The 19,640-nt window shown below is 72.8% G+C and carries 12 protein-coding genes; 6 read left to right on the top strand and 6 right to left on the bottom strand.

Annotated elements, in window-relative coordinates:
- Window positions 1-56: 56 nt before the first annotated feature.
- Both IE94_RS0121075 and IE94_RS0121070 read right to left on the bottom strand, forming a co-directional pair.
- Window positions 57-659, bottom strand: a complete 603-nt coding sequence (locus tag IE94_RS0121075; protein ID WP_030186620.1) for a YbaB/EbfC family nucleoid-associated protein — start codon at window positions 657-659, stop codon at window positions 57-59.
- Window positions 660-929: 270 nt separating this feature from the next.
- A complete protein-coding gene (locus IE94_RS0121070) occupies window positions 930-5,024 on the bottom strand; it encodes a discoidin domain-containing protein (RefSeq protein ID WP_030186617.1) in 4,095 nt (1,364 codons plus the stop codon).
- Between the two features lie 589 nt (window positions 5,025-5,613).
- Here IE94_RS0121070 and IE94_RS0121065 point away from each other — a divergent pair.
- Window positions 5,614-6,111 carry a sigma-70 family RNA polymerase sigma factor gene (locus tag IE94_RS0121065; protein WP_037923111.1) on the top strand — a complete coding sequence of 166 codons (498 nt, stop codon included), beginning with the start codon at window positions 5,614-5,616 and terminating at the stop codon, window positions 6,109-6,111.
- Window positions 6,112-6,192: 81 nt separating this feature from the next.
- Here IE94_RS0121065 and IE94_RS35875 read toward each other — a convergent pair whose 3' ends face one another.
- Window positions 6,193-8,295, bottom strand: coding sequence for an AfsR/SARP family transcriptional regulator (locus IE94_RS35875; RefSeq protein WP_245235291.1), 2,103 nt, complete (start codon window positions 8,293-8,295; stop codon window positions 6,193-6,195).
- 367 nt (window positions 8,296-8,662) lie between these two features.
- Here IE94_RS35875 and IE94_RS0121055 point away from each other — a divergent pair, with 367 nt between their 5' ends.
- A complete protein-coding gene (locus IE94_RS0121055) occupies window positions 8,663-9,340 on the top strand; it encodes a hypothetical protein (protein WP_030186613.1) in 678 nt (225 codons plus the stop codon).
- A 272-nt stretch (window positions 9,341-9,612) separates the two neighbouring features.
- On the opposite strand, the gene IE94_RS0121050 is transcribed toward IE94_RS0121055, so the two are convergent.
- The 3 genes from IE94_RS0121050 to abc-f form a co-directional block, all read right to left on the bottom strand.
- Window positions 9,613-10,176: a CGNR zinc finger domain-containing protein gene (locus IE94_RS0121050; protein ID WP_030186607.1), complete on the bottom strand. Its 564-nt coding sequence runs from the start codon at window positions 10,174-10,176 to the stop codon at window positions 9,613-9,615.
- A 145-nt stretch (window positions 10,177-10,321) separates the two neighbouring features.
- A complete protein-coding gene (locus IE94_RS0121045) occupies window positions 10,322-11,983 on the bottom strand; it encodes an ABC-F family ATP-binding cassette domain-containing protein (protein ID WP_037923177.1) in 1,662 nt (553 codons plus the stop codon).
- Between the two features lie 79 nt (window positions 11,984-12,062).
- Window positions 12,063-13,697: a ribosomal protection-like ABC-F family protein gene (gene abc-f, locus IE94_RS0121040; RefSeq protein ID WP_030186605.1), complete on the bottom strand. Its 1,635-nt coding sequence runs from the start codon at window positions 13,695-13,697 to the stop codon at window positions 12,063-12,065.
- A 382-nt stretch (window positions 13,698-14,079) separates the two neighbouring features.
- Here abc-f and IE94_RS0121035 point away from each other — a divergent pair, with 382 nt between their 5' ends.
- The 4 genes from IE94_RS0121035 to IE94_RS0121020 all read left to right on the top strand — a co-directional run bounded on the left by IE94_RS0121035 (window position 14,080) and on the right by IE94_RS0121020 (window position 19,621).
- Window positions 14,080-14,799: a molybdopterin-dependent oxidoreductase gene (locus IE94_RS0121035; RefSeq protein ID WP_030186603.1), complete on the top strand. Its 720-nt coding sequence runs from the start codon at window positions 14,080-14,082 to the stop codon at window positions 14,797-14,799.
- Complete coding sequence (locus IE94_RS0121030) at window positions 14,753-15,439, top strand: cytochrome b/b6 domain-containing protein (RefSeq protein ID WP_030186597.1); 687 nt, start codon at window positions 14,753-14,755, stop codon at window positions 15,437-15,439. The genes IE94_RS0121035 and IE94_RS0121030 overlap by 47 nt, the downstream gene beginning before the upstream one ends.
- 40 nt (window positions 15,440-15,479) lie before the next feature.
- Window positions 15,480-17,726 (top strand): SpoIIE family protein phosphatase, encoded by a 2,247-nt coding sequence (locus IE94_RS0121025; RefSeq protein ID WP_051777578.1) that lies wholly within the window; start codon window positions 15,480-15,482, stop codon window positions 17,724-17,726.
- 275 nt (window positions 17,727-18,001) lie between these two features.
- On the top strand, window positions 18,002-19,621 hold the full coding sequence (locus tag IE94_RS0121020; RefSeq protein WP_030186593.1) for a tannase/feruloyl esterase family alpha/beta hydrolase: 1,620 nt from the start codon (window positions 18,002-18,004) through the stop codon (window positions 19,619-19,621).
- Window positions 19,622-19,640: the final 19 nt, after the last annotated feature.

The raw sequence follows: 19,640 nt of genomic DNA, 5'->3' as shown, positions 1-19,640 counted from the left end.
GAGAAACGTAAATACGTGTGGCTGAATATCTATGTCACAGCGATCGTCCGGTCCCGCTACGTGGCCTCGCAGCCGCATGCCGGGGACGACCGGTGCTCGACGACGGCGAGGCACACCGCGGCCCGCAGGGCCATCACCGCTTCCCGCAGTTCGAACGGCGGCGGGTGACCGGCGGCGCACCGCGCACGGGGACGGCTCGGTCCCCACAGCGGTTCCTGCGGCCGCGACCCCGCCGGCTCGGTGAGTTCCGCCCGGGCCTCCCGCACGAAACCGCGCCAGCACACGGCCGGGGCGTCGCGGACCGGTCCGGGGGACGCAGGTGCTCTCGACGCGGCCGCCTCCACGGCCTCCGGCAACCGGCGGGAGGCGGTCGCCACCACCGCGGTGGTGCGAGCCACGACCTCCGAGCGCGCCGTCGCCAGGGCCACCATGACGCTCTCGCCCAGCTGTCCGGGCGTCATCTCACGGAACCGCCGGCCGACGAACCGTATCCCCGCCATGCGGCCCTCGGCGTTCACCGTGACCTCCACCACGCCGTCCCCGGACCGTGCGGTCACCGACAGCGCCCGGATCTGCTCCCGGGCCCGGCTCAGTACCCCGTGCTGTTCGGCGAAGTCGTCGAGGGCCGCCTCCAGACGTCTTCCTCCTGGCCTGTCCATCGTCCTCCTGTGCCTGGCCGCCCGGGGGCGGCATGACTTCGAGGCGACCGGGGCGGACGCGTGCGTCGGCGGACACACGTCCTGGCACCGGCTCGCCCCGTGCTCCTTGCGACACGGCCTTTGCGGCGTCCGTCGTGCACAAGGGACACGAGAAGCCCGCACGGTTGGTTCACGCACCGGCTCTCGCGGACAGGCGGCGTGGGCGAAACACGAGAGCCCGCGCCCACCCGAAGGTGGACGCGGGCTCCGCGTCCGGTCGGACCGTGCCGCTCAGCCGCGCACCGTCACCGGGGGAGTGTTGTACCCCTCCACCCGCAGCCTCGTGCGGCCCGACGGCTGGGCGGAGGCGGGCCAGGAAAGGGCCACCGTGCGGGTCTCACCGGGCAGCAGCCACAGGTAGTTGTCGTCGTAGAGCGTCGGCAGGATCCGGGCGCCGTCCTGGTCCAGCAGGGAGAGCCGGACCATCGCGGCGACCGCCGTCCCGCGGTTGCGGACCGTGGCCGTCGCCCGGCGCCGCTCGCCCTCGCGCGACACGGGGGACAGCGAGGCCGACAGCCTGGCCCGGACCTGGTCCAGGCCGCGCAGCGACTCGGGGGTGCGGGAACGCCAGTAGGTGTTGCGGGACAGCACCTCGCCCCGGGCTCCGGTGAGGGTCAGCCGCAGCAGGTGCAGGTCCGGCAGGTCGTCCCCGGGCGGCACGGTGAAGGCCTTGGCCGAGGCCGCCGGGGCGACGTCCAGCCGGGCCTGGCGGGCCGACGCGATCCGGCGCCCCGACAGGTCGTACGTCTCGGCGGTGACCCGTGTGTCCTTCAGCGCCGCTCGGCTGTGGTTGACCGCGATGACCTGCCAGTTCACCGGGTCGGCCTGCACGTGCAGCGGCTCGCAGGCGGTGCGGCAGCCGAAGTAGGCGCCGTTGACGTCGAAGTCGTAGTCGTACGTCTGCCAGACCGTGCTGTGCCACGCGGGGTGGGACATCCACAGCATCAGACCGCTGGCGTTGTCCCAGAGGTGGGCGTTCCACGCCTCGAACATGGCGCGGAAGTTCTCGTAGTTGACGAACTGCGCCTTGCGCGAGAAGTCGTCCAGGTCGCGGGCCGTGCCGAGCCGCTTCTCGATGGCGGCGCGGTAGTTCTGCGGGGCCTGGTTGCCGCGCTCGCTCCAGTCGTGGTGGTACCAGGCCTTGCCGATCGGCCACTCGGGCCCGTCCTCGCCGATCATGGCGCGCAGGCTCTCGGCGGTGGAGACGACCGGCATGCCGATCTCGGTGTGGAAGCCGAAGTCCTTGGTGCCGTACGTCGACGGGTCGAAGTACCGCTCCGGCTCGACATAGCCGTAGGGGCCGCCGCCGTTGACGATCCCCCCGGCGGAGTTGTTCTGGTAGAGGATGCCGGGAGCCTGGTCCTCCACCGCCCCGCGCATGCCCTGGTCGATCGCGGCCGGCGGGTTGCCCTCGTTGGCGCCGCACCATACCGCCACGCTCGGGTGGAGACGGTAGCGCAGCACGGTGTCGCGGGCGGCGGACACGAATGCCTCGTGGTCCGGCGGGTCCATGCTCCAGGCGTTGGGGAAGTCGTTCCACACCAGGATGCCGTGCCGGTCGCAGGCGGCGTAGAACTCCTCGCGGTTGCTGCTGGCGACCCAGTTGCGGATCATCGTGAAGTTCATCGCGCGGTGCATCCGCACGGCCGCGTCCATCCGCTCGGCGGGCATCCGGCGCAGCAGTTCGTCCCAGCCCCAGTTGCCGCCGCGCACCAGCACCCGCACGCCGTTCACACTGATCTTCAGCGGGTCCGGGGTGTTCGAGACGGTCGTGACGTCGCTCCAGGTCTCGCCGTCGTCGGAGGTCTGGACGGTGTACGTCTTCGGGTACGCCTGCTCCCACACGACCGCGACCCGGTCGAAGCGCCGAGGGGCGCCGAGATCGACCTGGATCCACTGGTGGTCCTCGTAGGCCGAGGACCAGCGGGTGCCGGGGTTGCCGTCGGTGGCGTGCTCGGCGGCGTGGCTGTCCTCCGCGCTGGAGGCGGTGGTCTTCTGGCGCAGGGCGAGGTCGGTGCCGGGCGCGGCGCTGTCCACGACCGCGAGGGCCCACAGCGAGTTGCCCCAGCTGGTGTTGCGTATCCCGCACGACAGCCGGACGTAACGGGCGGTACGCGCCTCGAAGTCGGTCACGCGCAGGCTGGCGTCGGCCGTGTTGAAGGGCAGCGGGACGGCCGTGTTGTCCACGGACGCGGCGTCGCTCCACTGCTCGCCGTCCTCGGAGACCTGGACGACGAAGGTCAGCGCGTACGCCTGCTCCCAGGTCAGGTCGACCCGGTCGAAGGACTGCGTCGAGCCGAGGTCGACGCGGATCCACTGGTCGTCGGCGAAGGCGGAGGACCAGCGGGTGCCGGCGTCGCCGTCGGTGGCGTTGGCCGGGCCGTGGCCGTCCTCGTCCTGGCTGGAGGCGGTGGCCGGGGCGTGCAGCGCGAGGTCGGTGCCGGGCCGGGCGGAGTCGAGCACCGACAGCGTCCACAGCGAGCTGCCCCAGCCCGTGGCCCGGCTCAGGCAGCGCACCCGCACGTACCGGGCGCGCCGGGCGCCGAGCGGGACGGTCTGCGTGTAGGCGTCGGAGGACGGCGTGAACTTCAGCGGGGTGTCGTACGCGTAGCCGAACTGCCGCATGCCGAAGCGGGTGGTGCGCCGGTCGCTCTCGGCGCCGCCGCTGCGCACCGTCAGGGTGAGGTCGTGCAGCGTGGGCTCGCCCAGGCCGTTGGGCCACCACAGGTCGGGGTTCTTCACGCGCAGCGCGGCGAACGCGCCGGGGGTGAAGACGACGTCGAGCGACGTGCCGGCCGGGACGGTGACCGTGCGCGAGACGCGGACGTCGCCGAAGGCGGCGGCGACGGTGGCCTCGTGGTCGCGGGCGTCGGCGTTGCGGACCGGGACGGTCACGGTCAGCTCGGCCACCGACAGGTCCGGCAGCGCGGGCAGCACGGTGTCCACGCGCGGGTCACCGATGACGAGGTGGCCGGTCGATCTCAGCCGTACGTGGTTCCAGATCCCGGCCGCCCGGTCGCGGACGGCCGGCATCCAGTCCCAGCCCGAGGAGGCGAGGTAGGTGGGGGAGTTGCGGTTCATGGTGTTGGCCCCGGCGTCCACCCACGCCTCGCCCGCGGGGCCCTTGTCGCCCGGGCTGCCGGGCACGGGCTGGGGGGCGATGCGCACCGCGAGGGCGTTGTCCCCCTCGGCCGCCAGGAAGTCGCTCACGTCGTGGGCGCAGCGGGCGAAGGGGGAGACCACCTCGCCGACCGTGTGTCCGTTGAGCCAGATCTCCGCCTTGTGGTTGACGCCGTCGAACTCCAGCCAGACGTGCCGCCCGGCGCCGGTCCGCAGGCCCTTGGGGAGCGCGAAGGCCCTGCGGTACCACCAGGAGTGCCGGGACAGCGCCTCGGGGACGCGCAGGTTGTTCAGACCGGCGACGGGGTCGGGCAGCTTGCCCTGCTCGACCAGGGAGGCCAGGACGGTGCCCGGGACGGTCGCGGGCAGCCAGCGGCTGGTGTCCACCCCCGACTTCGACAGGGCGGGGCCCTCGCCGCCTGCCCAGTCGTCCAGGGTGAGTGTCCAGCCGGACTCCAGCGGCACGGTGCCGTCGTCGGCGACGGTCAGGCGGGGAGCGGCGCCGTGGTGGGTGCCCCAGTCGGTCCAGCCGGTGGCCTCCGGGCGAGGGTGCGGGGCGGTGCCGTACACCTCGAAGCCGTTGAGGCCGAGCGGCAGGGGACTGGAGCGGCGGCGGGACGTCATCCGCACCCAGCGGGCCGTGACCGGCTTCGGCAGCGGGATGTCGACGGTGCCGCCGGTGCCCGCGGTGGTGCGGTAGACGCTGCTCCAGGCGGTGCGGTCGCGGGAGGTCTCGACCGTGAACTCCGTGGCGTAGCTGGAGAGGATCTCCTCACCGGTGGTGCCCGACCGCGGGTTGCCGCTGCTCGGCGGGGTGAACACCGGGTCGCTTGCGTCGGCCTCGAAGGTCAGCCGTACCCGGTCGACCCGGCAGTCCGCCTCCAGGTCGACCTCGATCCACTGGGGGTCGCCCGCCTCGGCCCGCCAGCCGGTGCCGCGCACGCCCCGCTCGGGCAGCGCGTCCGTCACGAACCCGGCGGGGGTGGGCGCGTAGTCCTGCGAGGAGGCCCGCACGGGCCGGTGGCCGGCCAGCTCGGCCGGCCCCGAGCCGGCCGAAGCGGCGGCGGACGGAGTGGCGGTGCGTACGGCGGCGCCGGCGGACGCGGGGAGCACCGCCCCGAGGCCGAACCCGGCCAGCAGGGTCGAGCCGCGGGTGACGACGGTCCGCCGGGACGGGCGGTGCGGTGGGCTCGGCTGATCGGCCATGGGCGGGTCGTCCAATCGCAGGCGGTGGCGTGGCGGAAACGAGGTGCGCTGCCGAGCCGCACGCTCTCCGCTCTGACAACGTTGCCATAGGCTGTGGCGACGAGTGCTCACCTGTCAAGATCCCGGACGGGATCGGTCCGACACCGACCGCCCCGTACGTTGTCGCGGCCCAAAGGGAGACCGACACACCTACCTCGCCGGCCGGACCCATGTCCGTCATTGGCGCAAACCTTGCACGTGTTCACACATGTGCTCAATGGTCGGCACCTCGGACGTGGTCAAGGCGGCTCGGCGTCCAGTGAGATACGCCTCACGAACTGTCCCTGTTTGGATCCTGTTAAGAGTGGGAAACCCCCCGGGGGAACAGCAAAGTGCCTGGTCAGGTGGGTCGATCTGAGTCCCGCCGAGCGATGCCATCTCACATGTGTCTGCCGGTCGGACACGCGGCACATCGGCGACACAAATGCGGCAGTTCACTGGCACTCGCCAACACCTACAGTGCGTGCGCGGGGGTTACATCCGGCCCCCGGTCGCCGCATGACTGAGAACCAGGATGGTTCAGAACACTATGGCTACGCCCCTCACGGCTATGTCCCGGTCCGAACTGCTCGGCACGATCATGAGGGAGTACCGGGACGGTCTCGTCTCGTACGCCGAGAAGATGCTGGGGGATCACGGGCTCGCCGAGGACATCGTGCAGGAAACCATCATCCGGGCCTGGCGGAACATCGACCGCTTGATCGGCATGGAGGGCTCTGTCCGAGGCTGGCTCTTCACCGTCACCCGGCACCTGGTCATCGACTGGGTGCGCAAGCCCCACGCCCGCAGAGAGTTCATCGGAGTCACCTACAACGACCCGGTCTGCGGCACCGACGCCACCGAGGCGGTGCACGACGCCCTGGTGACCAGGCCGCTGCTGGGCCGCCTCTCGCCCGAACACCGCGCGGTCCTGGTGCACATATACCTGTGCGACCGCAGCATCAAGGAGACCGCCTGCATCCTCGGAGTGCCGGCGGGCACCGTCAAGAGCCGCCAGCACAACGCGTTGCGCAAGCTGCGCGCGGTCGCCTGTCCCGAGGCCGCCTGAGCAGTGCCGGAGCATGTGCGACCGGCCGTGGCCACCCACGTGCACGGGTGCTCTCCCGCCACCCCGGGACGGCCGGTCGCCTCAGCGCGGCGTCACGCACATCTCCAGGGCCGAGGTGAGCTGCCGACGGAACGCCTCGCCTGTCGGACCGAGCGAACGGGCCAGCTCAGGCAACAGGTAGCGCTCCGCGACGATCCACTCGGCGGCGTCCGCGCGCCCGGCGAACCGCTGGGGGGTGACGCCGCGTCGCGCCGGAGGCAGAGTCACGCTGCCGCGGTGCGGCGCCAGCAGCGCGGTGGCGGACTCGGCGCTGTGCAGATAGTGCTCGAACATCCGGGCGAGCGCCTCGGACCGCGCGTCCGCCTCGTCCAGCAGCTCGCTCAGTTCCGTCGCGTAGGCGCGCAGCAGGTCGTGGCAGGTGTACCGACCGGCGACCAGCTCGACGAGCAGGTGATGGTCCATCAGCTCGGCCACGTCCTGCCGGGTCCGGCGCAGGTCGGTGGCGGCCAGGCTGGCGGCGGCCGGCACGGTGATGTCGCGGGAGGGATGCAGCCCCAGCAGCCGGAACAGCCGGGCGGCGCTGTCACCCAGGGCGGCGTACGAGCGGTGGAAGGCGTCGCGCGGGTCGGTGCGGGCGTCGTGGCCGGACAGCGCGGCCAAGCCCCCGACGGGGTCCTGGAGGGTGGCCGCGAGCGAGGTCAGGGTCAGCGAGGGCCGGGTCAGTGCCCGGGCGCCCGCGACGGCCAGGGCCAGCGGCAGTCCGCCGCACAGTTCCACGATCTCGGCGGCGGCGGCGGGCTCGGCGCGGGTGCGGTCCGCTCCCAGGCGCCGGTCGAGCAGTTCGAGGCCCTCCTCGCGGGTCATGGGGTCGAGGGTGACGATCCGGGCGTTGTCGGTGACGGCGAGGCCCTCCAGCCGCCGTCGGCTGGTGACGATCGCGAGGCAGCCCGGTGCCGCGGGCAGCAGCGGCCGTACCTGCTCGCAGTCGGCCGCGTCGTCCAGCACCAGCAGCAGCCGGCGTCCGGCCAGCGCGCTGCGGTACGCGGAGCCGAGGGCGGCGGCGCTCGGCCGCAGGGGCGCGCGGTCCACGGCGAGCGCGTCGAGGATTTCGGCGACGGCGGCGCTCGGCTCCAGCGGTGGCCGGGACGGGTGGTGGCCCCGCAGATCCACGTAGACGCGTCCGTCGGGGAAGTGGTCGGCCACCATGTGCCCCCAGTGCACCGCCAGGGTGGTCTTGCCGACGCCCGCCATGCCGCAGACGACCGCGGTCGTCGTCAGCGGCCGGCTCTCGCCCTCCAGCGGCAGCAGCTCCAGGCACTGGCTCAGCACCCGCTGCCGGCCGACGAAGGACGCGCAGTCCGCGGGCAGTTGAGAGGGCACGCCGGTCACGGTGGGCTGCCGGTCCGGCGGCCGGCGGTGCACGCCCACGGCCCTGCGCTGGAGCAGGTGCTGCTGGGCGGCGCGCAGTTCGGGGCCGGGCTCGACCCCGAGTTCGTCGGCCAGCCCCCGGCGGACCGTCTCGAACTGCTCCAGCGCCTCGCCCCCACGGCCGGTGGCGGCGAGGACGGCGATGATGCGGCAGTGCAGGGCCTCGTCGAAGGGGTGGCACTCCACCGCGCGCCGCAACGCGGCCAGCACCTCCTCGGTCAGTGCGGGCTCCGCCCTGAGAACCGCGTCGGCCGCCTCCTTCACCGTCGCGACGTACTCGTGCCCGACCGAGGTGAACACCGGGTGCCGGGCCACATGGGTGCCGGCGGCGACCACGGGCCCGCGCCACAGCCGCAGCGCGGCCATGAAGTCCTGCGCGGCCCGTGCGGGTGTGCCGCCCTTGAGCGCGAGCTGCGCCCGCGCCCGCAGGTCGCGGAAGCACAGCAGGTCGGAGGTGCTGGTGTCGGCCGGCAGCCGGTATCCGTCCGCGGCGCGCACCAGGTGTGCCGCCTGCGACCTGCTGCGCAGCTCCGGTTCCAGCGTCCTGCGCAGCGCCCCGATGTGCCGGTGCACCACGTTGGCGGCGCTGGGGGGCGGCTCGTCGTCCCACAGGATGTCCACCGCCTCGCTCAGGGCGAGCGGACCGGGAGCACGCAGCAGCAGCAGGGCGAGCAGGGCCATCCGCTTCGGCGGTCCCAGGTCGAGCTCGGTGTCACCGCGCAGCGCGCGCACGGTGCCGAGGATTGTGTAGCGCACTGTGGCGTCCATCCGGCGGCCGGCCTCACCATTTCTGACGTCATCCCGTCGGTCGCCCCGCCGGCCGCTGTCCCGGGCGACATGTGTGCCGACCCAGAGGGTGCCCGGTCCGGTCCGTGGGCGATGCATGTTTGCACACAGATATTGTCGGTCATGTGGCGGCCCCGCGGTAGCGGAACCCGCGGCAGGCGGTGCGGGGTCTGCACAAAGTGTGCACATGGCGGGTATCTTCATGCTGTCGACAGAGCTGCCACGGGACGGGGCGGGCCCCGGTAGTTCTTCTTCGACAGTCGACACGTGTGCCGAAATGCTGAGACGCTGAGACGGCGCCGCCACGGGGTGTCCCGCCGGTGGGAGGAGGAGTCCCTTGTACGTACTGGTCCCGGACGACCCCGTGTTCTTCGCGAAGTTCCAGAGCCTAGAAGAACCGCTGCTCCGCCGGCTCTACCAGCTCCACAGCGCGGGTCTCGACTGCGCCGACGGGCGGATCATCTCGGACGCCTACGACAGCTGGGTGCAGGTCCTGCTGAAGCTGCCGCTGTGGTCCGACTGGCACGCGGCCGGGGAGCCCGTCGGCCCGGCGCCGGACGACGGAGCCGGATACGTCCTGCTCAGCGAACGCGGCGACCGGTTGACCAGCCTGTACCCGATCGAGGTGACCGCGGCCGACCTCGGACACCTGACGGCCTGCCTCGAACTGTTCGCCGGGCACGACCGGGCCCGCCTCGCGCTGCCGGGCGGGCAGCGGTTCGAGTGGGCCGGTGGGTGGAGCGACGGGTGGGCGGGGCCGCGGCCCGGGGCGCCGGAGCGGGAGAGACCGCTCACCGACGTCTTCCGCCGGGTCATGGAGGTGCTGCTGCTGCCTCCGCCGCAGCGGTTGCTGGCCCCCCTGATGAGTCAGCTCGTGCTCCGGGAGGCGGACGTCGCCGTCATCCTGCCGCGCGAGCAGGAGACGGAGTACCGGCGCTACTGCGAGGACATCGTGACCATCCTCAGCGCGGGGGACAACTTCGCCTACCGCAGTCACCGGGCCCTGTACTTCTGAGCGACGGCCGCGGTGCCCCTTCGGATCCCGGGGCCGCGGGCCGTGAACCTTTCGCCCGCACCGACACGTTCACCAGGAGGAGGCCCCGCGGTTGTCACGCGGGCAGCGGGGCCGGGACGGCTTCCGGAGTCCAGCCACACCCCCCGTGGTCGGAGCCGTTCCCGCGCCGGCGGTCCGAGTCCCACCTCGTGGACCGCCGGCGTTTCCTCCGTACCCCGCCCCTTCGTACTCCCGCCGCGTTCTCGTGCGACGTGGTCGCGCCGGGGCCGTCGTCAGCTCGCGGTGCCCGCCGCCACGGTCTTCTTGCGGGCCCGGTAGGCGGCGGCCTTGTACTTGTTGCCGCAGGACTCCATGCCGCACCACTGGCGCCGCATGCCGCGGGAGCGGTCGATGTAGACCCGCGTGCACTCGGGGTTGCCGCACTCCTTCAGCAGGGGCACGTCCGGGCCGCTGAGCAGCTCGACGGCCTGCCGGGCGACGGTGGCCAGGGCCTGCGCGGGCGTCGCCTCGGTGTGCCGGCCGGCCGGGGTGAGCTGGGGCGTCACGGGAAGCTCGCGCGCGGCCGTGTTGAGCACAGCGAGGGCCTCGCGGTCGAACTCCTCGCCGAGGCGGCGGTCGGTGATCAGGCGGTAGGCGGCCTCGCGCACGGTGACCGCTGCCCGGACGTCGTCCTCGTCGCCGGGAGTGATCGTGTCCACAAGCCCGGACTCCAGGTACCAGGCGTTGAGCCGGTCCGGAGTCACGAACATCTCGAAGCGAGTCGAACGCCGGGCGCGCAGGGTGGCCGCGAAGTCGAGCGCCGGGTGTCCGCAGACGAAGACATGGTTAAGATTCACGTCACCATTTTGACAGGTGACCGTGTCGGGGTGCAAGGAGTCGTCACCGTTCGGGTCGGTGCTCCTGGTGAGAGGGCCCGCCCGGTGCCCGCACGCCGCCTCCCGGGACGGGTCGACGTACGGTACCCCGGGCGGGGCGGGGGTGTCAGGACCGGGCCGGCGCCGCCTCCCGCTCCCGGTCGTGCCCCGGGACCAGCCGGATCTCGCGGCCGGACCACCGGCGGCGCAGCCAGCGGTCGTGGCTGGCGACCACGATCGCACCCGGCCCGGTGGCCAGCGCGTCCTCCAGTTCGTCGCACAGCCGGGGGGAGAGGTGGTTGGTCGGCTCGTCGAGCAGCAGCAGCTGCGGAGGGCGGGCGACCAGCAGCGCCAGTGCCAGCCGGCGGCGCTGCCCCACCGACAGCCGCCCGACCGGCTTGTCCAGGTCGGCCTCGTGCAGCAGGCCCAGCGAGACGAGCGGCACCCTCTCCGCCCGGGCCGCGCCCAGCACCGCCTCGTAGGTGTCGCGGACCGTGCGCTCGGGCCGCTCGAAGACGGTGTCCTGGGTGAGCAGCCCCACCGACAGCCGGCGCCGCCTGCGCACCTCGCCCCCGGTGACCGCCAGCTGCCCCGCGAGCACGGCCAGCAGCGTCGACTTGCCCGCCCCGTTGCCGCCCGTGACCAGCAGGCGGTCGGCGGCGGCCACCTCCAGCTCGTCCAGCGCGAGCCGCCCCGGCACCCGTACGCCGCTCAGGGCGATCAGCGGCTGCGGGCCCTCCTCCGCCCGGGCCGCGAGGTCGCCGGCGGCGAACCGCAGGGGGCGCGGCGGCTCGGCGACCTGGACGCGCTCCAGTTCCTCCAGCCGCCGGGTGGCGTCGCGCACGCGGCGGGAGATCGAGTTCTGGACGCGGCCCGCCCGGTGGCCGTAGCCCATCTTCTCGTGGTCGGTGCGGCCCCGGTCCGGGGCCACCCGGTGCGCGGTCACCCCCGCCGACGTGCGCAGTTCCTCCAGCTGCTGCTGCTCCTCGGCGTACCGCCGCTCCCAGCGCTCCCGCTCCGCGTGCTTCTCGGACAGGTAGGCGCTGTAGTTGCCGCCGTAGCGGACCGGGCCGTCCACCGCCGGGTCGAGGTCGATCAGGTCGGTGCAGACGGCGTCGAGGAACGCCCGGTCGTGGCTGGCGAGCACGACGGTCCCGGGCAGCGAACGGACCTGTTCCTCCAGGAAGGCGGCGGCGCCGTCGTCGAGGTGGTTGGTCGGCTCGTCCAGGAGCAGCGCGGAGGGCCGCCGGACGAGCAGCGCGGCCAGGGCGAGCCGGCCACGCTGCCCGCCGGAGAGCGAGCCGAGCGTGCGGTCGTGGTCCACGGCGCCGAGGCCCAGACCGTCCAGGACCAGGGCGGCGCGGCGGTCGGCGTCCCAGGCCTCCCGGTCCTGGGCCTGCTCCAGACGCCTGCCGTAGGCGTCGAGGACGGCCTGGTGGCCGGGGTCGTCCTCGGGGATCCGGGCGAGCTCCTCGCCGAGCCGGTCCAGCTCGGCGAGGTCCTCCCGGGCCTCGCGCAGCGCCTCGTCCAGGACGGCCGCGATGCTCGTGCCAGCGTCGAAGGGCATCTCCTGGTGCAGGAAGCCGAGGTCGGCGGGGCGGGTGACGCTGCCCGCGTCGGGTTCGTCCACGCCGGCGAGCACCCGCAGCAGGGTGGACTTGCCGACGCCGTTCTCCCCGATCAGGCCGATGCGGTGACCGGGGGAGGCGGTCAGGCCGACGCCGTCGAGGACACGGCGCCCGCCCAGGTTGCGGACGAGGTCGTGGGCGAGAAGTGCGGGCTGGGGCACGGTCGGTCCGTCCTGAGTGATCGGTACTCGGTCCGCCGGGCGCAGAGCCTCGACGCGGGCCACGTCACACGCCGGCGGCTCACACCGCCGGTGCCGCCGCTTCCTTCAGGGTCCCGTCGGCCAGCCGCAGCCAGCGGGTGATCCCGATCTCGGCGAGGAACCGCTCGTCGTGGCTGACCACCATGAACGCGCCCTGGTAGGAGTTGAGCGCGCTCTCCAGCTGGCCCGCGCTGACGAGGTCCAGGTTGTTGGTCGGCTCGTCGAGCAGCAGCAGGTGCGGCGCCGGCTCCGCGCACAGCACGCAGGCCAGGGTGGCGCGCAGCCGCTCGCCGCCGGAGAGCACCCGGACCGGCAGATGGGCGCGCGGGCCCCGGAAGAGGAACCGGGCGAGCAGGTTCATCCGCTCCGCCTCGGGCCGCTCGGGGGCGAACTCGGCGAAGTTCTCCGCCACCGTACGGTCCAGGTCCAGCAGGTCCAGACGCTGCGAGAGGTAGGCGATCCGTCCGTCGTTGCGCTTGATCTCGCCGCCGTCCGGGACGAGGTCGCCGGTGATCAGCCGCATCAGGGTGGTCTTCCCGGCGCCGTTGGGGCCGGTCAGCGCGATGCGCTCGGGGCCCCGGACGGACAGGTCGACGCCGCTCGCGGCGAACACGTCCGCGTCGCCGAGGCGCACCTGCATGCCCTCGCCGAGGAAGAGGTTGCGTCCGGCGGGGACCTGGGTGTCGGGCAGCTCCAGGCTGAGCTTGACCTCCTCGCGCAGCGCGCGGCCGGCCTCGTCCAGGCGGGCTTTGGCCTCGCTGACCCGGGCGGCGTGCATCGTGCCGGACTTGCCCGCGGCCTCCTGCGCGCCCCGCTTCATGTTCCCCGCGAAGATGCGCGGCAGGCCGGCGTTCTTCAGGTTCTTCTGGGCGTTGCTGGCGCGGCGCTCGGCGCGTTCGCGGGCCTGCTGCATCTCCCGCTTCTCGCGCTTGAGTTCCTGCTCGGCGCTGCGGATGTTCTTCTCGGCGACCTCCTGCTCGGCGCGGACCGCCTCTTCGTACTCGGTGAAGTTGCCCCCGTACAGGCGCAGTTCGTCGCTGCCGAGTTCCGCGATGCGTTCCATGCGGTCCAGCAGCGCGCGGTCGTGGCTGACCAGGAGCAGACAGCCGGTGAAGTCCGACAGGACGTCGTACAGCTTGTGCCGCGCCTCCGCGTCGAGGTTGTTGGTGGGCTCGTCGAGGAGGAGGACGTCGGGCCGCTTGAGCAGCTGGGCGGCGAGGCCCAGGGAGACGACCTGGCCGCCGCTGAGGGTGGCCAGGCTGCGGTCCAGCGTGAGGTCGGCCAGGCCGAGACGGTCGAGCTGGGCGCGGGTGCGCTCCTCGATGTCCCAGTCGTCGCCGATGGTGGTGAAGTGCTTCTCGTCGACGTCCCCGGACTCCACGGCGTCCAGCGCACGGATCACGTCGGCGACGCCGAGCACCTCGCCGACCGTGAGGTCCACCGTCAGCGGCAGGCTCTGCGGGAGGTACCCGAGCGTGCCGCTGATCGACACCGAGCCGGTGAGCGGCTTGAGTTCACCGGCGATCAGCTTGAGCAGGGTGGTCTTGCCGGAGCCGTTGGGGGCGACCAGGCCGGTGCGGCCGGGCGTCACGGAGAAGGACAGGTCGTGGAAGACCGGGGTGTCGTCGGGCCAGGCGAAGGAGAGGTTCGAACAGACGATGGCGGCGTCGGACATGAGAGGAGACCTCTGGGTGACTGAGGGCAGAGCATGATCCCTGCCCAGGGCAGACATGGGGAAAGGGGTACGACGGGACGGGCCACCTCGGCAGCGCTCCACGGCGCCGGCCGGTGGCCGTCATATCCGGATCTCACCCGGAGATGTCGTCTTCACCCACCACGTCTGTGACTCCTCGCTAGACGGTCTACGCGATTGTCCAGGATAGCAGGCGCGGTTCACCCCTCGTGCACGTTGACAGCAGGGGAGCCACGTGTCAGGATCGTCACCAGTTGAAACGGTGACGAAGAGTGGGTCGGCGGCACACACACGTGTCGAGCCTGTCGTCGCACGGTTCGCACACCTCGCCGGGCGACGCCTTCGGGTAAGGAGCACACTGACCATGGCAGGACAGTCGAAGCCGGACGCCGAAGGCGGCGCACCGGTCGGCCGGAGGGCGCTGCTGGGAATGCTCGGCGCGGGTGCCGCGAGCCTCGCCGCCGCGCCCTACCTCCAGCGGGGCTGGGAGGGCTTCCTCGGCGCCGCCTCCCAGGTCGACGCGACCGGTCTGACCGGGCTGCTGCCCAACCCGGGCGGCTTCCGCTACTACAGCGTCGTCGGCTCGGTGCCGCGCAAGGACGAGACGAACTACGCGCTCACGGTCGGCGGCCTGGTCGACCGGCCGAAGACCTATACGCTCGCCGACCTGCGCGCGATGCCCCAGACCCGGGTCGTCGCCGACGCGGTGTGCACGGACGGATGGCGCGTGGACGACGTCCCGTTCGAGGGGGTGAAGCTGGCCGACATCCTCGACGAGGCCGGGGTGCACTCGTCGGGCGCGGCGGTCCGCTTCACCTGCTTCGACGGGGCCTACTCCGAGAACCTCACCCTGGAGCAGGCCCGCCGCTCCGACATGCTGGTGGCGCTGAAAATGCAGGACAAGCCCGTCACCCACGAGCACGGCGGACCGGTCCGCCTCTTCACGGCACCCATGTACTTCTACAAGTCGGCCAAGTGGCTGTCCGGCATCTCGGTCACCGACAAGGTCGTCCCCGGCTTCTGGGAGGAGCGCGGATATGACATCGATGGCTGGCTCGACGGCGCCGACCGGCACGCGGCCTGACCCCCCGGGCCGCGTCCGCCGCTTCAGCCCCGCCGAACGCTGGGTCCACCGGGCCACCGGCTGGCTGATGCTGGTGTGCCTGGTCACCGCCGCCTGCCTCTACTTCGGCCCGCTGGCCCAACTCGTCGGACGACACCACGTGGTGGTCTTTCTGCACGAGTGGTCGGGCATCCTGCTGCCGCTGCCGGTCCTTCTGGGACTGTTCTCGGCCGCCTTCCGCGCGGACCTGCGCCGGCTGAACCGGTTCGCGGTGTACGACCGCCAGTGGCTGCGGGCCGTCCGCAGGCGGCGCAGGTCGCCCGAGGCACGCCCGGCCGGGAAGTTCAACGCGGGACAGAAGATCTACGCGGGCTGGATCGCCGGAGCCGTGCTGGTGATGATGTTCACCGGCCTGCTGATGTGGTTCATGGGGCTGCTGCCCTTCATCTCCCGCACCAGCGCCATCTTCGTCCACGACCTGCTGGCCTGGGCGATCACCTTCGTCGTCCTCGGCCACATGCGCAAGGCCTTCGAGGACCCGGAGGCGCGGCTCGGCATGCGCACCGGGTACGTCAGCCGGTCCTGGGCCGAGCGGGAGCACTCCCGGTGGCTGCGTACGGACCGCGACGGTAGCGTGGCCGAGAGAACGCACGAGGAGTGAGGTGTCCCCGACGAGGGCACCGAGGTGGCCGGAAGGGCACATGGACGACGGCGGCGTCGGGGACTCCCGGTCGCGAGAGCAGGAACCGGCCGGGGCGCTCGGCGACGAGCCCACGGTCGTACTGCACCGCGCCGTGGAGCAGGCCGCCCGCCATCTGTACGCCGACGCGGCGGCCGTCTACCTGCTGGCCCCAGACGGCCGGGAACTGCACGCCGCCCTGATCGGCGGCAGCCCGCCGTCCGTCCTCACCCTGCCCGGCCGCATGGCCCTGGACTCCCCCTACGCCTCCGCCCGGGCCCTGGCCGACGGGGGCGTCGCGCTGCTGGCCGAACCGGACCCGTTCGCCGACCCCGCGCACGGGGCGCTGGCCTATCCGTACACCGTCGCCTCGGTCCCCCTGGAGGCCGACGGCCACCGCTTCGGCGCGCTGACCGTACTGCGCGCCGAGGACCTGGGCGGCTACGACGACGAGGACGCCCGGCGGCTCACCCGGATCGGCGACCGGCTGGCCGTCCTGCTGGCCGAACTGCGTGCCCGGGGTGCGGCGATCGCGCCCGGCAACCTGCCCGTGCTGGTCCCGCTCCTGGACACCGAGCGGCGGCCCGCGGCACGGGAGCGGACGGTGTGGGGCGTCCCCGGGGTGCCCGGCTCCGCCGGGATGACCCTGCTCTACGCCCTCCAACGGCTGACCGAGATGCTGAACCGGGCCACCACCATGGAACACGTCGTGGGCGTGGCCCAGTTCTGTGCCGCGACACCGCTGAGGGCGCGGGCGCTGGTGCTGGCCTCGGCGGCCGAGGGCCGGCTGTGGGTCCTGGGCCACGGCGGTGACTCCGCGTCCCTGGTGCGCGACCTGCACGGCGCCGCCCAGCACGGCGACGCCCCCGCCGCGCGGGCGGCGCGGGGACGGGGGCTGTTCCTCACCGGAGACGGCAGCGGCGACGGGGGCGGCCGGGACGCCGCCGCCTTCCTGCCGCTCGTCGGCAGCCGACACGTGCTCGACCTGCCGCTGACGGACGCCGAGCCCGTGGTCGGCGTCTGGTGCCTGGCCTTCGACGGCCCCCGGACCTTCCCGCCCGAGGAGCGGGCGGTGCTGACCATGATGGCCGGACGGCTGGGCTCGGCCGTGCAGCGTATCGAGCTGAGCACCGGCCGCCAGGCGCTCGTGGAGAGCACGCAGAGAGGGCTGCTGCCCGCGGCACTGGCCGAGGCGCCCGGGCTGACCAGCACGGCCCGCTACCGGCCCGCTCGGGACCCGGGCGAGGCGGGCGGCGACTGGTACGACGTGATCACGATGCCGGACGACCGGGTGGTCCTCGTCATCGGGGACGTCGAGGGGCACACCCTGCAGAGCGCGGCCGTCATGGGCCAGTTGCGCACCGCGGTGGCCGCCTACGCCACCGAGGGCCACGGGCCGGCCGCGCTGCTGGAGCGCACCGACCGGCTGCTGTCCCGCCTCGGCAGCGAGCGCCTCGCCACCTGCTGCGTGGTGGCCCTGGACACCCGTACCGGCACCGCGGAGGTCGCGCTGGCGGGGCACCCGGCGCCCCTCGCCCGTCGGCCCGACGGCCGCGTGGTGCCGCTGACGGCCCCGGCCAACATGCCGCTCGGGATGGACGTACGCACGCCCTACGTGTCCCGGGAGCACACGCTCGCGCCCGGCACCGTCCTGGCCCTCTACTCGGACGGTCTGCACGAGCCCGAGCAGGACGACGTCCCCCTCCGGCTGGCCGCCGGGGAGCGGGCGGACGGGACCGATCTGGAACACCTGGCGGATCTCCTCCTGGACGGCACACCCCCGCGGGGCGACGACGCCGCGCTGCTGCTGGCCCGCTACGAGGGCGCCGCCGACGGCGAGGAGTCCCGGACCGCGCGCTTCCACGTCCAGCGGCGCGACCTGGGCGGGGTCGGGGAGGCCCGCGACTTCGTGCACGACCGGCTGCACGCCTGGGGGCTGGAAGGGCTGTCGGACGACGCCGCCCTCGTCACCTCGGAACTGGTGACGAACGCGCTCATCCACGCGGGCAGCGACGTGGACCTGCGGCTGCGGGTCCACGGCGACCGCCTCCGCATGGAGGTGCGGGACTCCGAGAGCGATCCGCCCGTGCCGGCCGCCTACTCGCTCAGCGACGAGGGCCGCGCGCGGGCCGAGCACGGCCGCGGCCTGTTCCTGGTCGACGCGCTGGCGGACACCTGGCACACCTCCCCGAACGGCCGGGGCAAGACCGTGTGGCTGGAGATGGACACCTCCAGGTGTGCCACCGAACTCGCCGAACCCGTCGAATGACCTAACGGATTCTTCACCTGTGCCGCCGGCCCCGTCCGGCACCTCACCGTCAAGTGACTGTTCCCCGCTGCCCGGCCCGGCGGCCACAGTGGTGAACACCGGATCGCAGGATCCGTACCCGCACCCCCTTTCGTCACCGCTCTAACCGGTGATATGGTCCTGATCAGTCTTCGGCAGGCGGTGAGCCCGCAGCTCCCGCCGCCGGTTCTGCTCTTCCGCCGCACACATGTGTCGCCGCGCGGCCCGCTGCACCTCTACTTCCTGGATGGACACCCATGAGACGACGACTTCTGATTGCGATCGCGGCCGGCGTGCCCCTGGCCGCGGCGGTCTACCTGCCGAGCGCCTCCGCCGAGACCCAGACGCCCGCCTCGGCCACCCCGCTCAACTGCGCCGAGGTGCCCGTCAAGGCTCCGTCCGGCACCAAGGTGGAGTCGGTGACGGCGGTCCGCGACGCGGGCGGCACCATCAAGGGCACCGGCCTCCTCGGCGGCGAGGCCACTGGCGTCCCCGCCTTCTGCAAGGTGACCGTCACCCTCACCCACCCGGGCGAGGGCGACCACGCCAAGATCTCGACGTGGCTGCCCGAGAACGGCTGGAACGGCCGCTTCCAGGCACTGGGCGGCAGCGCCTACCTCGCCGGTGACAACGGCGTCGGCATGGGCAACGCCGTCAAGAGCGGCTACGCGGCGACCACCACGGACGCCGGCGTCGGCGACGCCCTCGACGTGAGCTGGGCGCTGAAGAGCGACGGCACGGTCAACACCACGCCGCTGAAGAACTTCTCCTACCGCTCCCAGCACGAGGCGGCCGTGGTCGGCAAACAGGTCGTCGCCTCGGTCTACGCCAAGCGCGCCGCCTACTCCTACTTCACCGGCTGCTCCACGGGCGGCCGCGAGGGCTACGCGGAGGCGCAGCGCTACCCCGACGACTACGACGGCATCCTCGCCGACGCGCCCGCGGTCAACTGGGACGAGTTCGAGGTCGCCACCCTGTGGCCGCAGGTCGTCATGAACAACGAGAAGACCTACCCCACCGGCTGTGAGCTGGACGCGTTCACCAACGCCGCCGTCAAGGCCTGCGACAAGCTGGACGGCGCCAAGGACGGCCTGGTCAACGACCCGTCCCGCTGCGACTTCGACCCGCGCCGCCTGATCGGCACCAAGGTCGTGTGCGACGGCAAGGAGCTGACCATCACCGCCGCCGACGCGTCCGTCGTCCGCAAGATCTGGGACGGCCCGCGCACCGCCTCCGGCAAGAAGCTGTGGTCCGGCGTCCCGATCACGGCCGACCTCAAGGGCCTGGCGGGCAGCACGACCACGCCGGACGGCACCGTCGTGGGCGCCCCCTTCCCGGTCCCCCAGTTCTGGGTCACCAACTGGCTGAAGAAGGATCCGTCCTTCGACATCTCCAAGATCACCTACAGCGAGTTCACCCGGCTGTTCAAGCAGTCCCAGGCCGAGTACGACAAGGTCATCGGCACGGACGACCCGGACCTCTCCGGCTTCCGCGCCTCCGGTGGCAAGCTGCTGACCTGGCACGGCCAGGACGACCAGTACATCCCGACCCAGGGCACGGTCGAGTACCGCAAGCAGGTCGAGCGTGAGCTGGGCGGCGCCAAGAAGGTCGACGACTTCTACCGCGTCTTCCTCGCCCCGGGCACCAGCCACTGCGGTCTCAACGGCCAGGACGGTTCGGCCGACGGCCTCGCCGCGCTGACCTCCTGGGTCGAGCACGGCAAGGCCCCCAAGACCCTGCCCGCCACCCTGATCGCCGCCGACGGCAAGCCGGTCCAGCGCAACCTGTGCCGCTACCCCGAGGTGCCCCGCTACAAGGGCCACGGTGCCCTGGACGCCGCCACCAGCTTCCGGTGCGCCGCCCCGTCCCGGCACTGACCGGGCCGACGAGTTACTG

It is taken from the genome of Streptomyces violaceorubidus, assembly GCF_000717995.1.
Taxonomy (GTDB): Bacteria; Actinomycetota; Actinomycetes; order Streptomycetales; family Streptomycetaceae; genus Streptomyces; species Streptomyces violaceorubidus.
This window is presented reverse-complemented; position numbering and strand designations above follow the sequence as displayed.

Excerpts from the sequence above, each read along its gene's own strand:
- IE94_RS0121070 (WP_030186617.1), bottom strand. The coding sequence starts at position 5,024 with ATGGCCGATCAGCCGAGCCCACCGCACCGCCCGTCCCGGCGGACCGTC.
- IE94_RS0121035 (WP_030186603.1), top strand. The coding sequence starts at position 14,080 with ATGGCAGGACAGTCGAAGCCGGACGCCGAAGGCGGCGCACCGGTCGGC.
- IE94_RS0121075 (WP_030186620.1), bottom strand. The coding sequence starts at position 659 with ATGGACAGGCCAGGAGGAAGACGTCTGGAGGCGGCCCTCGACGACTTC.
- abc-f (WP_030186605.1), bottom strand. The coding sequence starts at position 13,697 with ATGTCCGACGCCGCCATCGTCTGTTCGAACCTCTCCTTCGCCTGGCCC.
- IE94_RS0121020 (WP_030186593.1), top strand. The coding sequence starts at position 18,002 with ATGAGACGACGACTTCTGATTGCGATCGCGGCCGGCGTGCCCCTGGCC.
- IE94_RS0121025 (WP_051777578.1), top strand. The coding sequence starts at position 15,480 with ATGGACGACGGCGGCGTCGGGGACTCCCGGTCGCGAGAGCAGGAACCG.
- IE94_RS0121065 (WP_037923111.1), top strand. The coding sequence starts at position 5,614 with ATGTCCCGGTCCGAACTGCTCGGCACGATCATGAGGGAGTACCGGGAC.
- IE94_RS0121030 (WP_030186597.1), top strand. The coding sequence starts at position 14,753 with ATGACATCGATGGCTGGCTCGACGGCGCCGACCGGCACGCGGCCTGAC.